The sequence below is a fragment of the Paenibacillus sp. FSL R5-0928 genome (assembly GCF_037970385.1).
Taxonomy (GTDB): Bacteria; Bacillota; Bacilli; order Paenibacillales; family Paenibacillaceae; genus Paenibacillus_AQ; species Paenibacillus_AQ odorifer.
The window spans coordinates 576,980-592,258 of record NZ_CP150225.1 but is presented as its reverse complement, the minus strand read 5'-3'; the positions used below and the strand labels follow the sequence as shown (position 1 = coordinate 592,258).

General features: G+C 47.0%; 18 protein-coding genes. 5 read left to right on the top strand and 13 right to left on the bottom strand.

Going from position 1 to position 15,279, the window contains the following annotated elements; translation table 11 throughout:
- Nucleotides 1-16: 16 nt before the first annotated feature.
- Both MKZ16_RS02625 and MKZ16_RS02620 read right to left on the bottom strand, forming a co-directional pair.
- Nucleotides 17-412 (bottom strand): GntR family transcriptional regulator, encoded by a 396-nt coding sequence (locus tag MKZ16_RS02625; protein WP_036676688.1) that lies wholly within the window; start codon nt 410-412, stop codon nt 17-19.
- 61 nt (nt 413-473) lie between these two features.
- On the bottom strand, nt 474-1,202 hold the full coding sequence (locus MKZ16_RS02620) for a hypothetical protein (protein WP_052096740.1): 729 nt from the start codon (nt 1,200-1,202) through the stop codon (nt 474-476).
- A gap of 527 nt (nt 1,203-1,729) precedes the next feature.
- Between MKZ16_RS02620 and MKZ16_RS02615 the strand changes: the two genes are divergently transcribed.
- Nucleotides 1,730-1,897, top strand: a complete 168-nt coding sequence (locus MKZ16_RS02615; RefSeq protein ID WP_179089971.1) for a hypothetical protein — start codon at nt 1,730-1,732, stop codon at nt 1,895-1,897.
- A 352-nt stretch (nt 1,898-2,249) separates the two neighbouring features.
- Here MKZ16_RS02615 and MKZ16_RS02610 read toward each other — a convergent pair whose 3' ends face one another.
- From MKZ16_RS02610 to MKZ16_RS02580, 7 genes are all read right to left on the bottom strand, one after another.
- Nucleotides 2,250-2,714, bottom strand: coding sequence for a DUF420 domain-containing protein (locus tag MKZ16_RS02610; RefSeq protein ID WP_036682502.1), 465 nt, complete (start codon nt 2,712-2,714; stop codon nt 2,250-2,252).
- A gap of 26 nt (nt 2,715-2,740) precedes the next feature.
- Nucleotides 2,741-3,661 carry a cytochrome c oxidase assembly factor CtaG gene (gene ctaG, locus MKZ16_RS02605; RefSeq protein ID WP_076101359.1) on the bottom strand — a complete coding sequence of 307 codons (921 nt, stop codon included), beginning with the start codon at nt 3,659-3,661 and terminating at the stop codon, nt 2,741-2,743.
- Between the two features lie 85 nt (nt 3,662-3,746).
- Nucleotides 3,747-4,073, bottom strand: a complete 327-nt coding sequence (locus MKZ16_RS02600; protein ID WP_036682505.1) for a cytochrome C oxidase subunit IV family protein — start codon at nt 4,071-4,073, stop codon at nt 3,747-3,749.
- A 5-nt stretch (nt 4,074-4,078) separates the two neighbouring features.
- Entirely contained in the window at nt 4,079-4,705 is a 627-nt protein-coding gene (locus tag MKZ16_RS02595) for a cytochrome (ubi)quinol oxidase subunit III (RefSeq protein WP_036682507.1), read from the bottom strand.
- Nucleotides 4,702-6,549, bottom strand: a complete 1,848-nt coding sequence (ctaD, locus tag MKZ16_RS02590; protein WP_051491246.1) for a cytochrome c oxidase subunit I — start codon at nt 6,547-6,549, stop codon at nt 4,702-4,704. The genes MKZ16_RS02595 and ctaD overlap by 4 nt, the downstream gene beginning before the upstream one ends.
- A 126-nt stretch (nt 6,550-6,675) precedes the next feature.
- Nucleotides 6,676-7,722, bottom strand: coding sequence for a cytochrome c oxidase subunit II (gene coxB / locus MKZ16_RS02585; RefSeq protein ID WP_038568530.1), 1,047 nt, complete (start codon nt 7,720-7,722; stop codon nt 6,676-6,678).
- A gap of 402 nt (nt 7,723-8,124) precedes the next feature.
- On the bottom strand, nt 8,125-8,313 hold the full coding sequence (locus tag MKZ16_RS02580) for a hypothetical protein (RefSeq protein WP_019913840.1): 189 nt from the start codon (nt 8,311-8,313) through the stop codon (nt 8,125-8,127).
- A gap of 431 nt (nt 8,314-8,744) precedes the next feature.
- Here MKZ16_RS02580 and MKZ16_RS02575 point away from each other — a divergent pair, with 431 nt between their 5' ends.
- The 3 genes from MKZ16_RS02575 to MKZ16_RS02565 all read left to right on the top strand — a co-directional run bounded on the left by MKZ16_RS02575 (nt 8,745) and on the right by MKZ16_RS02565 (nt 11,273).
- The gene (locus tag MKZ16_RS02575; RefSeq protein ID WP_339815310.1) at nt 8,745-9,773 is read left to right on the top strand and encodes a serine hydrolase; all 1,029 of its coding nucleotides are present in this window, start codon (nt 8,745-8,747) and stop codon (nt 9,771-9,773) included.
- 93 nt (nt 9,774-9,866) lie between these two features.
- Nucleotides 9,867-10,205 carry a hypothetical protein gene (locus MKZ16_RS02570; protein WP_076103881.1) on the top strand — a complete coding sequence of 113 codons (339 nt, stop codon included), beginning with the start codon at nt 9,867-9,869 and terminating at the stop codon, nt 10,203-10,205.
- 111 nt (nt 10,206-10,316) lie between these two features.
- Nucleotides 10,317-11,273, top strand: coding sequence for a diacylglycerol kinase family protein (locus MKZ16_RS02565; protein ID WP_052096739.1), 957 nt, complete (start codon nt 10,317-10,319; stop codon nt 11,271-11,273).
- Nucleotides 11,274-11,386: 113 nt separating this feature from the next.
- Here the strand turns inward: MKZ16_RS02565 and MKZ16_RS02560 are convergent, their stop codons facing one another.
- Genes MKZ16_RS02560 through MKZ16_RS02545 form a run of 4 tightly spaced genes read right to left on the bottom strand, consistent with a single transcriptional unit; the run spans nt 11,387 to nt 14,001 of the window.
- A complete protein-coding gene (locus tag MKZ16_RS02560) occupies nt 11,387-11,980 on the bottom strand; it encodes a xanthine phosphoribosyltransferase (RefSeq protein WP_036682513.1) in 594 nt (197 codons plus the stop codon).
- 42 nt (nt 11,981-12,022) lie between these two features.
- Complete coding sequence (locus tag MKZ16_RS02555) at nt 12,023-12,325, bottom strand: hypothetical protein (protein WP_038568522.1); 303 nt, start codon at nt 12,323-12,325, stop codon at nt 12,023-12,025.
- 25 nt (nt 12,326-12,350) lie between these two features.
- Nucleotides 12,351-13,169 carry a TrmB family transcriptional regulator gene (locus MKZ16_RS02550; RefSeq protein WP_036682516.1) on the bottom strand — a complete coding sequence of 273 codons (819 nt, stop codon included), beginning with the start codon at nt 13,167-13,169 and terminating at the stop codon, nt 12,351-12,353.
- A 40-nt stretch (nt 13,170-13,209) separates the two neighbouring features.
- Nucleotides 13,210-14,001 (bottom strand): zinc ribbon domain-containing protein, encoded by a 792-nt coding sequence (locus MKZ16_RS02545; RefSeq protein WP_036682517.1) that lies wholly within the window; start codon nt 13,999-14,001, stop codon nt 13,210-13,212.
- 204 nt (nt 14,002-14,205) lie between these two features.
- Between MKZ16_RS02545 and MKZ16_RS02540 the strand changes: the two genes are divergently transcribed.
- Complete coding sequence (locus MKZ16_RS02540; RefSeq protein WP_076218890.1) at nt 14,206-14,934, top strand: GTP pyrophosphokinase family protein; 729 nt, start codon at nt 14,206-14,208, stop codon at nt 14,932-14,934.
- The last annotated feature ends 345 nt before the right edge of the window (nt 14,935-15,279 follow it).

The following is a 15,279-nucleotide window of genomic DNA, read 5'->3' as shown; positions in this document are numbered from 1 at the left end:
AGTAAGCGCCCCCCTCTCAATCCTTTTCTCTATACTTGCGTTCTACAATCTCCATAAAAATCTGTTCAAGTTCATCCTTGCTGCAATGTACCGATCGGCCGATATCCACTGCACTTTCAAGTGCTTTGCCAACCGTTTCCCGTTTATATTCTTCCATTGCTCCGTCACCTACATGGGATACAAAGGTACCTGTTCCTTGTCGCGTTCGCAGCAAACCTTCGTTCTCCAGATCCTGATATACCCGCCGCACGGTAATTACACTGCATTTCAGATCTCCTGCGAACTCACGAATTGAGGGCAGCAGCGTACCTTCTGTAATGACTCCGCTAATGATTAATGATCTAAGCTGAGTCTCTATTTGATGATAGAGGGGCTCTGCACTATTTTCGTTGATTTGTACCGGTATCCACATTATTTACACCTCGCCTTCCACTCTAGCGTGCTAGAGCGCAGTCCTTGCCATTTCCGATTTTTTATACGAGATTGCGACTTTTCAGCCGATGTATAGTCCATTTAGAGAATAATTGCACAGATATTGTCCCCAGCAGAAGTGACCCCCACATGATCGGAGATAACAACCCCCACTCCTTGGAATAGGAGATACTGTATAAGAACAAACTGCCTCCGCCCAGTGTAACTAGGAACGATGTTGCCCACGATAAAACTACGATAAGCAATGTTAGCCATAGATAAGCTTTGCCGCTAAAAAGATATTCAATAAAAATATATAGACCCGAGACCATGAATCCGAAGCCGAGCCAAGTAATCGCAAAAGCTATATACGAAGGAACCGCCAGTTCTGTCCGGAAATTCTCTCCTAACAAGTAAATAATACCGAAGAATAACGTACCATTTAGTGTAAAGGAGCCCACACCCTGAAGTTTCCTCCGCGATAATATTACTGCAGCTGGAATCGGTAAAGTCCGTAAGTAAACCAACATTTTTGTGTAAGAGTCTTCACTCCAATATTTCATGGAGCGGCGAGAGAATGTTAATCCCAATAAGGGGATAAAGGAGAGAAATAAGAAATCCGCTAGCATCGTCCGATCCTGCTCACCTAGTACATCATTTGCTATCAGGCTAGTCAGTCCACCAAGATAACTCATAAAAACAACTGTTATTACGAGGGTCCCTAATATTTTTAATTTGTCTCCGCGAAAATCAGAGCGCAACATAAACCATGAATCTTTTAATGTTTTCATCAATGCTAACCTCGCTTTACAATGTCTTCAGCGTCTAGCAGAAGCAGGTGTTCATATCCCTGTGCTTACTGTATATATCTATATACACAGTATATGACCTTAATTTTACATTGTCAATCCTGTAACTGGAAATTATTCAAAAGAAATAGGAGGTTTGGGCAACCTCATACTTCAAGTTTATGGAGATACTCTCAGACGTTAGGTACCGCTTATTTATTGAGATTAACTACAATGAGGGAGAATTGAGGGGGAATTGAGGGGGAATTCTACGGGGCGAATGTAACTGGGATAATTGAGTTTATTAGATAATTCATTCAGTGGAATGAATTAGTAAGAGCTCACTCTCTGCTTCTATGCAACGTGTTGGTGTGATGTGTGTTGAAGGAGGCGGGTGGTGAGTATCGGGGCGGATAGTGGTTCAGGTTCGGGTTCGAGTGAGGGTGGGGTTTCGGATGTGGGATGCTAGTTCGGGGGTATGATGCGGGCGCGGCGGATGGTCCGGTTTCGAGGGTGGGGTGCTGGTTCGGATGCCGGTGCAATTTCAGATGCGGGGTGCTGATTCGGCTGCTGACTGGTTCAGGTTTCAGGTGTGGGATACCGTTTCGGCTGCTAGTGCAGTTTCAGGTGTGGGATATGGGCGACTGCCGGACGGAATAGAAACATTAGGGAAAAACTCCCTAAAATCAGCCAAATAGAGCTTAGATTACGAGCTTTTAGGGAATTCCTCCCTAAAAATTCAGCTATTACTCTGTTATTGGGTTAATTCCATTCAATTTTAGGGAGGATTTCCCTAATTATGGCCTTTTTTAGCTAATTTCGTTCATTTTCAGGGAGGTTTTCCCTGATTGCGTCTTTTTCGAGCTAGCTTCGTTCAATTTCAGGACAGATCCCCGAAACTCCACAAATGAAAATAAGCCCATTACCCGCAATCCCTACTCAGGAACAGACAGATATATAGGCTTATTTCATAACTATTTACGGTTCTACTCTCTAATACTCTTCATTCGCTCAACGCACTAAACTCTGTGCTCTATTCAAGCACTTATTTTACGCACCCAAAATAACTTCCCACACCGGCTTGGTGTGTCCACCTGGATACAAAACATACAACAGCACGTACACCATAACGCCTGTAATCGCTGTGATAAACCAAATTATCGATGTCACTCTGCCCCACTTACGGTGCTTGGAATACTTCGCCTTGAAACCAAGAGTTAACGTAGTAAGTCCGAATACCGCAGCTACGGTTGCCAGGACGATATGGAAGATCAGAAACACTTGATAAATCGTCTTCAGTTCATCCGGACCGCCCCATGAGGTATTCCCCACAAACAACGTTCTCGATACGTAAACAATAAAAAACAGCAGCGCAGCGATAGCGGCAGCAATCATCGTTTTCTTATGCGCCTCGCGTTTGCCCTTGATAATGAGCCACCAACCTATAGCCACCAGCACCGCGCTGAGCACGATGAATGACGTACTAATAGTCGGGAACACTGTGAAAATATCCATGATTCTCCCCCTCGGCAGTCTACCAGTTATGCACGGTTCAAGTTGCTCTCCTGAAGTGTTGAGGATGGCGTCGACAATTCATCGTCGTCTTGTCCGTTCTCTTTTTTATACCAATGATAGAACACATAAGCAAGCATAGAGGCAAAAATAAATTCCTGAATGAACTTCATCGCGATGCCTCCCACCTGTTGATCCACCTTCGGCGACATCACTTCAAAGAATGCAGGACCTCCAAAATTCTGAAGTAAAACAGTGGGGTCACCCGAGATACAATAGCCCATAGCACGCGCCCAAGTCTCTGGATCACTGTAAGTGGCGTAGAGCGGATGATCGGCAAATATAATCAGCCCGCAAGCTGGCGTCAGCAATACCATGTTCAGAAAAATAAACCCAATCTTCCCAAGCCCACTAGCCATACGATGTTCCGGCAGCGGATTAATCAGCGTCCACCACATTAAAGCAGAGGTCAGGAACAAAATAATGTAATAAATACGATGAACAGTAAAATGCAACATCACATAATCATGAATAACAGGAATATGGTACAAGGAAAAAAGTCCGTTAAACAATAGGGCAGCGACCACTGGATGAGCTAAAAAAGATAACCGCCGAAGCGGATTCACCTTTAGTATCCTGCGCCAGATAAAATCTGGAATTCCAAGCATAATCAGCGGCACCGCTACCAGATAAGACAAGGCCATACTGACCATGTGGAAGGAAAACATCATATGCCCTAAAAGGCTAATGGGTCCTCCTTGTGCCAGATAAAGGGCAAGCATCCCACAGACAAATAACGCTCTACGCCAAAATGGCACCGTAACTGAATCGGCATAACGCCCAGCAATCGGACCAATCCACACAAAATAACCTGCTGTCAGCAGCAGCATTACCGCTAGAAAAAGCGGACTCCATAGTTCAGCAAAGCTAAAGTATTCTAATCCCAGCATAATCCCAACCTCCTAGCGCAGGAATTCTTATATCTAAACATCAAAAAGAGGGGGCATCGCAGCCCACCTCTTTCATTATTGTCCGTTAGTTCCACCAAACCCAATACAGCGACATAACAATACAGGTCCCAGCGATAAAGAAGCCGCCCAGCATGAAGAGAATCGGCAGAAGATGCCCTTTATCTTTTAGGTGCATCCAGAAGCCCATCTGTACAATCACCTGAAGAACAGCCATTACCAGCAGCAAAATAATCGCAAAGGTTGCATTTACTCCCCCAGCCGCAACAGCGGCGAAAGCAATCAATGTTAAGACAATGGAGAAAATAAAGACAACAATATGTTTCTGTGGTCCTTCATGCCGATGACGTTGCTTATACCCGCCGCTATCTGGCATATGCTGATCCGTCGTCATAGTGCCTAGCCCACCTTTCCGAGTAGGTATACAACCGTAAAGATGAAGACCCATACCACATCGATAAAATGCCAGTACATGGCTGACACATACACTTTTGGTGCAGTAATTACCGTTAACCCCTTGCGGGCGAGCTGCCCGATCAAGATGGAGATCCAAGCGATCCCGAAGGCTACGTGCGCACCATGAAATCCTACCAGTGTGTAGAATGCCGAGCTGAATGCACTTGTGGTCATTCCGAATTCTTCGTGTCTTACATATTGAGTAAACTCATAGATCTCCAAAACCAGGAAACCTAAACCTAAGACTACAGTCACTAAAAGCCAATTTCGTAGCAGAGCCGGCCGATTTCTGTGCATCGCTTGAATAGCGAATACACTTGTCAGACTGCTAACCAGCAGGATGAATGTTGCAGCGGCTACTAGCGGCAGGTGAAACAGCTCATTCGCCGAAGGCCCCTCATTCGTCTGATTACGCAGTGCGAGGAAAGTAGCGAACAACGTGCCGAACAATACCGCTTCGCCGCCTAGAAACAACCAAAAGGCAAGAACCTTGTTGCGTCCTTCGAGCGTAGCTTTTTCCGGCTCGTGCGGAAAGGTATCCTTAGAAGCTTCTGCATGTGCCGTTGTCATGTCCGCTCACTTCCTTCCAGCTCTTCAGGTTCAATATGCCATCCGTGATCATCATACAGCGAACGCATCAGCATGGATCCAAATGTAATAATAAGACCGATGGCTGTAACGATATAATTATTAAACAGGAAGCTCATAAAAGCATTGCCGAATTCATCACGGCTAAACATAAAGCCAAGCCCAGCGATAAAAATTCCGATAGACATCGTAAACGGTAAAATCGTTGCCGACGGCATATGAATTGAGCCCACCGGCTCTGCTGGTGTCATGCCTTTATTCCCTGCTACTTTTTCTTTCCAGAAGGCATCAATCCCCCGAATAAGAGGTGTTTGCTTGAAGTTATATTCTGGCGGCGGTGAAGGAATGGTCCATTCCAATGTACGTCCATCCTCCCACGGATCATTGCTTGCATCCGCTGGTTTTCTGGAAGTCAGGAAGATGTTCACCAAGAAAATAATCATACCGACACCCATAAGTCCTGCACCGATGGTACTGACTAGATTCAGGAAATCAAATTGCTGATTAGGTAAATAAGTAAATACGCGGCGCTGCATCCCCATAAGCCCAAGGAAATGCTGTACAAAGAAGGTCAGATGGAATCCGATGATAAACGTCCAGAAAGTCCACTTGCCCAGCTTCTCACTCAGCATCCGTCCGAACATCTTCGGCCACCAGTAGTGCAGACCTGCGAACAGGCCAAGCACCAAGCCACCAACAATAACATAGTGGAAATGCGCTACGACAAAATACGTATCATGGAACTGAAAGTCAGCAGGTGCGGACGCCAGCATCACTCCAGTTACTCCCCCCATAGTGAAGGTAGGAATAAATCCAACAGCGAACAGGTTAGGGGTTGTGAAACGTACTTGCCCGCCCCACATCGTGAACAACCAGTTAAAAATTTTAATCCCGGTAGGAACCGCAATTAACATCGTTGATACGGAGAACAACGCGTTAGCTACAGGTCCAAGTCCAGTTGTGAACATGTGGTGAGCCCAGACCATGAAGCCTAAAAAGGCGATCAAGATGGTTGCAAACACCATGGAGCTATATCCGAACAGTCTTTTACGCGAAAAGGTTGGGATGACCTCGGAAATAATCCCGAAGGCAGGCAGAATGAGAATGTAAACTTCCGGATGACCAAATATCCAGAAGATATGCTGCCATAGCACTGGACTTCCTCCGGCTCCAACTTCGAAGAAATTGGCTCCGAGAATCCGGTCGAATGTCAACAGTACTAAACCTACTGTTATTGCTGGAAAAGCAAACAAAATAATGGCGGAAGTGATAAATGTGGTCCAGGCGAACATCGGCATCCGCATATAGGTCATTCCCGGTGCACGCATCGTAATGATCGTGGCTAGAAAGTTAATCCCCCCGATGAGGGTCCCTAATCCGGCAATTTGTAAGCCGATCGTATAGAAGTCTACACCGTGTGTAGTGCTGTATGTACTCGTAGATAGTGGGGTGTAGGCGGTCCACCCGGCGTCAGGAGCGCCACCCATAACCCAGCTAAGATTCAGTAGAATCCCGCCGAACAGGAAGGTCCAGAAACCAAGTGCATTTAGAAAAGGAAAGGCTACGTCACGTGCACCGATCTGTAGCGGAATGACGGCATTCATGAGTGCGAAGATGACTGGCATGACGCCGAGGAAGATCATCGTCGTACCATGCATGGTTATGAGTTCATTAAACGTTTGTGCATCCAAAAAGTTATTCATCGGCTTGATGAGCTGCCAGCGAATCAGAAGCGCTTCAATTCCCCCGATGCCAAAAAATAATCCTCCGGCCCATAGGTACAAAATCGCGATTTTTTTGTGATCGACGGTTGTTAGCCAATCCATAAGTCCTGTATGGCGCTTCACACTGTGGCCGTGCCCCAGAGGCTTGGATGAATTCAAGGTATGCGCTGCTTGAGCCAAAGTTCGTCCCCCCTTTTCGAAAGTTCCGCCCGCCTTTAGGCTAAGGCATTAGTCCAGCTTATAGTTGGCCAGATACTCTGCAATGCCATCAATCTCAGCATCACTCAGGCCCAGATCTTTGGGGTTAGGCATCAGATTGCCTGGTTTTACGGATTGCGGGTCGTGCAGCCAGGTTTTGAGATTCTCTTCAATCGGCGCACCATCTTCCCTTGTGTCGTCGTTGAGCAGAATTCCAGCAATCGACTCCCGAGAACCAATTCCGGTCAAGTTCGGCGCATTATTAATCCCTTGATCGCCTACAGCGTGGCAAGTCAGACATGCCGCTTTGAACTTCTCAGCTAAAGCAGGATCCTCCGGCAGCACAGCGACAGGCGTTTTCATCGAATCAATCCACTTCTGAAATTCCTGTTCACTAACTGATTTCACCTTAAATTCCATCAATCCATGAGAAGGCCCACATAGCTCCGCACATTTCCCACGGTAAACGCCTTCATTAGGCGCACTAAAGCTAAAGCGGTTAATCGTTCCAGCTGGGTTGGTATCGATTTTACCGGAAAGAGAAGGGACCCAGAAGGAGTGCAGCACATCTTTAGTTTCCAGTTCAAAGGCGATATCTTTGCCCACCGGAATAATCAGATCCTGTGCTGTAGTTACCTTATAATCGGTATACTCAAACTCCCACCAGTATTGGTGGCCGGTTACTTTAACCTTGATCGCATTCTTGTCATTGGAATGATCATCTCCAGCGGCAAACACTGCTTTCACCGTTGGCACGGCCAGTACTACAACAAGGATAAGCGGAATAACTGTCCAGAGAATCTCAAGTTTAATGCTGCCCTCAACCTGCTCAGGGATTTCATTCTGACCCGGTCTTCTGCGGAAGCGGATCAGTACATAAGCTGCAATCGTAAAGACAATCAGCAGCACCACGATCATAATGCTGATCGACAGCTCCATTAATCCGTAAGATCTGTCTGCTGCAGGTCCCTGTGGTCTGAGTACTGACAAGTCCTCACGACCGCACCCGGCAAGAAAGAGTCCAAACATAGCGGTCATGGGAAGGAGTCGCTTTACAGCCTGCCACGTTTTCATCATTGATCTACCCCGCTTTTCCCGATTTCGTAGATTCCTGTTTTTTTCTGTCAATTATAACAATCACTATTAATATAAGTTTAAGGGAAAGTTTTGTCAATCGTTCACAACTAGTTCACATTGTAATTTTCGACACAATAAACCCTTGTCCCATCTGGATTTGATGGCATTTTATGAAAACGCAAACAAATAAAAATAATAAAGAAAGCGCATACACTTTAAAATGTGTCTATTAATTCATTTGACTATTCTATGAGGAAGACTTTTCCTTATTCGTAAATGGGCATACAAAAAAAACCGATTCCAGCAACAAAAGTTGCTCGGGCACGGTTTATAAGAATCCTCGTGGATGTTATTACTCAAAATGATGTCTAAAGTTAAGCAAGTGACAAACGTATCTGTTAGCTAGGAGACGGATGAATTCATCCGTACCAACTCGTGTTCCACGACCATGGTCAGTTCCTCTTCATAGCCTCCTGTAATCCGATACTTTCGGACGTACTCCTTTACGAATTTCTTGGGATCTTTGGGCCGGAAAATGCGTGTCATTTCCCGTAGACTTTCCTTGACTTCGTTATGACCTTTACTTGCCATGATCAGTTCCCTCCCAAAACATTGAAAATGAATGCTCCGTTGTAGAGAATGCATGATGAAAAGTACGCCGTAACCTCGAATGCAAGTGAAGTATCCATTACACATACGTGGCTTGCACTATCCGTCAAAACGTGGAATCTAAAGCTATGTCTAGCCTTTGAAACACCGCCTTGCCGGTGAAGCAGGTTCGTCGTGATTTGGGCTGAGAGTAAGGACGCCTGATGAACGATAGCTCCTTGACACTTTTATTACCCGAAGAGCCACTTACTGAATCACTCCTTTCGGGCCTTATCGTTATATTGTATCATATTCCGGATTAACTTCCACCTTTCCTTGTAAAATGTACTATTTGGAAAATATTATTTTTTTACAACTCTCTTCGTAAGTCATATGTCTCCAAACTGGTTAAAATACAATAACCAATACAGCAAGTGAAACTGCATTTATCAACAAATGAGAAGGAGATCGTTATGGCCCAGCCTGTAATTCCCGTAATGACTACCGCAACGCCAGAGGACACAGCTACACGCCGGGAGGGTCTTGAACAAGCCCATCAAGCTATCCTAAAAGAATATCCCAAGATGCATAGCATACTTATTGTGCGCCATGGCAACCTTATCTTCGAACGTTATTATAACGACCATCATGCTGGAGCATTAAATGATCTCCGTTCTGCTACCAAAAGTTTTGTCAGTGTCCTTACGGGAATCGCTATCGACCGTGGCGAGATGCCTGATCTCCATATTTCTGTATCTGAGGTACTTCACAAGCATATTCCATACCTTCACTCCCCACATCTCTCAAAAATCACACTCCGTCATCTTCTTACCATGACTTCCGGCTTTAGCTGGATCACAGGGAAGAAGCTCGGTGAACCTCTCGTCCGGAACCTCCATCGCAGCCGCCGCTGGGGTTCCTTTGGCCTTAGCTTGAACATTATTCCAGAACATATCGGCCAGTTCCAATATCGAAGCATCGACTCACATCTAATCTCGATGATGATTAGTGAATCTACAGGTCTTGATGCATTTTCCTATGCAGCACAGCATTTATTTACTCCACTCCGAATGGCTAATACCGCTTGGTTACCTAGTCCCGAAGGACATAGCATGGGCCATATCGGCTTGCACTTAACCTCTCGGGATATGGCTAAATTCGGAATCTGCCTGCTGAATAATGGAGTGTTTGCAGAGCAGCAAATCATCCCAGAGCATTGGTTGCAGGATGCACTTACCGCTCAAACTAAGGGATATCCAGCGTTTGGTGATTACGGATATCAGTTTTGGATCGGTACGATGAGCGGGCAGCCCTACAAACTCGCCCACGGGCATGGCGGGCAGCAGATTCTGCTCTTCCCCAATCTGGATACTGTCGTGGTCTTTACAGCAGAGAGCAAGACAAACAACTGGAAGAACCCACGCAAGCTGCTTGAAAAGTATGTTCTCCCTTCAATGAGCTAAACATACTTTTTCCTGACAAGTCATAGGCTTGTAAGGAAGAAGGATTCGAACAATCAAGCCCCTTCTTCTCCAAGCAGAAGGAGAGTGAGCCTATTGTCCCCTTTTAAATCATCTACCGGATTGCCCGATAATATAGCGGGCGCGTTGTGTTACTTTTTCCCTTTTCTCGGCGGCGTCGTATTTCTCGCATTGGAGAAACGCAGCCGTTTTGTGCTGTTCCATTCACTGCAATCACTGATCACCTTCGGAGTGCTGATGATCCTCCACGTTCTAACCGGATTGGTCCCTTTCCTCGGTCCCTTGATGAGTGCCCTCGTCTCTCTCTGCAGCTTTGGATTGTGGCTATTAATGATCTACCATGCCTTAAGTGGCAGGTGGTACAAACTCCCTTGGGCAGGTGATATCGCAGAAAGTCAGATTCGCCATCTGTAATCCCCCAAAAAGCAGCCCCTTCTGATCGCTGAAAAGTATTCCCTTTTGCCCATCCACTCCTTACAATGTAGAAAGGGCATCAATGGAATTCTACAGGCTGGAGGAAATTATATGTATCTATTTATCATAAACCCGCGTTCCGGCGGGGGAGCAGGCGGCCGGACCTGGCATACTGTAGAGGCGCTCATGAAGGAGCGTTCGCTGCCTTTCATGTCCTTGTTTACGCACAGCGTAGAGGGTGCAGAAGCCCTTGTTTTAAATACACTAAAGCATCGCGAGGATTGGAAAGCTGTGATTGTAATCGGTGGTGACGGCACGCTCCATAGCATTTTGGGTGCACTTTGCGGTAAAGATATCCCCATGGGCGTAATTCCTGCCGGCTCCGGCAACGACACCGCCCGGGGGTTCGGCATCCCGCTTTCGATAGAAGCCGCGCTGGAGGCCGCCCTTAGTGAGCGGTATATCGAAGCAGACCTGCTTTCAGGAGCAAACGGACTGACCGTAACAGCCGTTGCCAACGGCTTTGATGCTCAGGTGGCCGAGAATGTGAATGCCAGCCGTTACAAACGGCTGTGCAATGCCATTGGAGCAGGCCAGCTGGCGTATATCATCGGCATATTGCATACGCTGATGACGTTCAAGCCCTGCCGGGTAAGCGTAGTCTGCGACGGCACGGAGCATGCCTTCGAGAAGGCATGGCTGGTCTCGATCTGCAACCTGCCCAGCTACGGCGGCGGGCTTTTGATCTGCCCGCAGGCAAAGGCCGATGACGGCCAGCTCGACGTCTGCGTCGTGCACGGGTGCAGCCGCGGGCAGCTGCTGCGGCTGTTCCCTACGGTACTGAAGGGCAAGCATGTGGCGTTGCCCTTCGTGTCTATGCTGCGCGGACGTAGCGTAGCCGTAGGCTTTGCCGAGGCCCGGCCTGCGATCGGCGACGGCGAGAGCCTGGGCAAAGGGCCGCTGGCCGTTCGCTGCGAGCCGGGGGCGCTGCGGGTGCTATCGCCGCTGGCGGCGGACAGCGTACAGCTGCCCGTCGACACTGCAGCGGCATGCGGCAGCAACGGGTAACCTGACCCGTGCATACCATACACACAAAAAACAGCAAGCGACTGGTTCGTAACCAGTTCGCTTGCTGTTTTGTATATCCTATAGCTTTTGACTGAGAATTCATTCCAAAAGACTCAAACAAGATGCTCTTCCTCGTCTTCCACGAAAGTGACTCTTCCGTCCTCCAGCGAAGCGATACGCACGAGTGATTCTACGCGATATCCCGCTTCCTGCAGCAGCCGATTCCCTGGCTGGAACGCTTTTTCGATCACAATGCCAATTCCAACCACACTTCCGCCCGCCTGCTCAACAATACGGGCAAGTCCGAAGGCGGCTTCACCATTCGCCAAGAAATCATCAACAATCAGCACCCGTTCTCCGGGAGCAATGAATTTCTTCGAAACGGTAATTTCATTCGTTTCTTTCTTCGTGAAGGAGTATACCTTCTCCACGTAAATGTCTTCTGTCAGCGTCAGCGATTTCTGCTTACGGGCAAAAATCAATGGAACCTCCAGCTCTAATGCTGTCATAATCCCCGGAGCGATTCCCGAGGATTCTATAGTCAGCACCTTCGTAATTTCTTCGCCAGCGAACCGGCGGATAAACTCACGGCCAACCTCGCGCATCAGGAAGGGGTCCATCTGATGATTCAGAAAAGAATCCACCTTGAGCACTCCTTGCCCGAGTACAATACCTTCTTTCAATACCTTTTGTCTCAACAGCTCCATAGTGCTCCTCCTTCTCCCATCATTAAATCCATTCTCCCCACATTACAGGCCTGTCGGCTTCTGAGGCAATAAATTTCCAACGATCGATTTTAAATTATGATCATCCTTGCTCTTTTCCTGACCGTTATCATAACCCGTAATTCGAATCTCCAAGAAATCTCCCGGATTTACCGGTTTAAAAATCAATTTCTCGCGGTCTTCCAGTCTCACGTTAAAATTCATATCCTTAAACATTTCGACCAGTTCTGCTTCTCCAGGAGATGCTCCCTTATCCAGAAACAATAGTCCACGCAATTTCTTAGGACCATCATTGTGCACCACTTCAAAATGAACGATACATTCCATGCTTCTCACCTCCCTATGATAATAACTACTGCGCCTGTTCTTCCCCATCATCGCCTTGATCATACATAACATATTTGCTATGAATTTTGCTGTAACGTTCTCCATAACGCTCTACTAATTCTGCGCCCATATCCTGCTCCAGCTCGAATAAGACCATTTCCTGTGTAAAATGATTCAACAGCAGCTCCACTAACACCGGGTGCTCTGTTACCACTGCTTGTGCGGATCCATCATCATAACGCATCCCCAGCATACACCAGCTCCGGTCGATCACAAATGAGAACTTCCGTCCATCCGCCCGCTGCGAATCTTTTCCGAATGACGGCCATACCGGGTAAGAGGCAGCAGCAGCATTGCCACCGTCAAAAGCCCATAAAAGCCTAACGCCACGCAGTTCGGCCTGTTCAAGTTCGCTCCGCAGAAGCGACGCTTCCTCGCGCCACATATCCACTACAATCTCCTGCTCTGCCATGTTAAGCTGGCGAATCAGCGCCCCCATTACATTGCGGTCGCCCTCTACATTATAAAAAGAAGGACTAACAGGCCCCCCGCGAGGCATCTCACTTTCCATATAAGCCAGCGAAGCTTGAACTCTTCCCGAGATCATCGTCGCCAGCTCCTCTGGATTGAGAACACTATACCGCGCAGGCTCTCCTTCACCACATCGTACATATCCCTGCTGTGTTAGGCGCTGAAGCGCCGCATACACATTTGATCTTGAAACTCCGAGCTGTTTGGCAACCTCATAGCCAGAAGCCTGACCTTTAGTCGCAAGCTCGACCATGATTTTGGACTCCATCTCCGTGAAGCCCAGATTGCGCAGATGCAGCAGCAGCTGTTCCATCTTGTTGTCCCCCTAAGCCCTAAGCTGACTGATATCTGTACTATATTTGCTCCGATCCACAACGCGGGCACCATAAGGAGCCCTTTGGCAATTCATTCCGACAGATTTGACACTTAATCATATCACGTACACCACTGTCCTGGGTGACTGCGGACTCCTCCTGATGTTCATTCGCATTCCAATCGCGGATGCGACGATCCAGCTCAAGCTGTCTTTGTCTTTCCCGTTCCAGCTGATCAGCATGTCTGCGATCCCGTTCAATGTCATGTTCGTTCGCCGCATATTCCTCCAATGGCAGCTCATCATCCTCTGAAGGCAGGATCTCAGAATACACCATACTTTGCGGATGGAGCTTCATTGCAATCTCCTTCTCTTCATCCGTTAGCTCATCTGCACCATAGTATTGATCCTCATCCTCTTCGTCCTCATCCACAGTTTTGACGAATACGGGCGGTGAAGGAATCTTTCTTGAAGTGGTTAGCTCCTCCAGCTTACTTCCACACTTTGGACAAAAGTTTGCATCGAGCGCCACAACATTGCCGCAAGAACATAACCGTTCATTTTTCAGTTCAGCAATCCTTGCGCGTTGGACTTCGATTTTTTCCTGAAGTTTGGAACAGGTCCGTGCCAGCTCTACCATTTTGCCTTCAGCTACCGACATATCCTTAGTGCGATACCCTTCATAAAAAAGCCTGCCCATTTTCGTGAATTCCACTTCCATCTCACGTTCAATATCGGAAATAAGCCCGTTCAGCTTGCCAATCTCAACAGAGCTTTGTGCTTTTTCAGTAACCCGGCTCGCACTATCTTTGATTCGTTTCATAAAACTCATTACAGTTCCTCCCTCTCCAGCGATACGTGATTCTATCATACCAAATGTATCGAACAGATTCATTAATGTGCTTTAATACGCGATTTAGCGGAGAATGTTCCTATAAATTCTTATTTTCACTGATTTCAGACGTTATTTTGCGTCAGGGGTTCTACATCGGTTAAAATAGAATTAATCACAAATAACGAAATTGGGAGAGTTTCAGTGGAAGAACATGACAGCACACAGCTTACGCTAAAACAGATGCAGGTACACGTTAAGGATCTGCAACATTGGCAGGATAACGAGGATTTCACAAATCTTATCAATGAGTTTAAGTCTCTGCCAGCACTCTATCGCCATGCACTAAATGATCTTGAGAATAAAATCGATGTGATCAAAACGGAATGGCAGGTCCGTGACGGCTTCAGTCCCATCGAACATGTTAAATGCCGAATTAAAGAACCCAAGAGCATCCTGCAAAAGATGGAGCGCAAAGGTTTCGAGTTCAACTTGGAAAATATGGAGCAGCACATTCACGATATTGCAGGTATGCGGATTGTATGTGCTTTTGTTAAAGATATTTACCGTCTGGTTGATCACCTCAGCACACGCGAAGACATTCGCGTATTGGAGATCAAAGATTATATAGCCCATCCCAAGCCGAATGGGTATCAAAGCCTGCATCTTATCGTCGCCATTCCGCTCGTCCTGCTGGAAGGAACACGCTGGGTCAAAGCAGAAATACAGCTGCGAACCCTAGCCATGGACTTCTGGGCAAGTATGGAACATATTCTGTATTATAAATTCGATAAACAGCTCCCTTCGCATGTTGCTGAGGAATTGAAGGATGCCGCACGCGCCGCCGATGAACTGGATCAAAAAATGTTGCGCCTGCGCCGTGAGATTCTGGAACTTGCAGAAGGGGAATCCCCTGCCGGCGGGCAGGTTTAAGCTTTCATATTTCTACATTTCTCAAAAATTAAGGGGATGTCTCATAAGCCATGACAATGGCTGCTGGGACACCCCCTTCTTTTTAATCGATTAGGCCGTTTGATCGATACCCTTCGCCGCCGAAGCAAGGTGTTATCGGACACAGCCGATCTTATTCACAGAATAATCCTCCATTTTGCATAATAACGGACCCCAAAGTCGCTATGGACATAAAAAACACCAGATTTGTGCCCTTTTATATGAAATAGCTGCACTGGAGTCCGAAAACATGCTGGATAGGCGGTAAATGTGTGAATAACGCCCCCTGGGTCCCTAAGCCTCAACGGCTAATCATTACATCCGGCA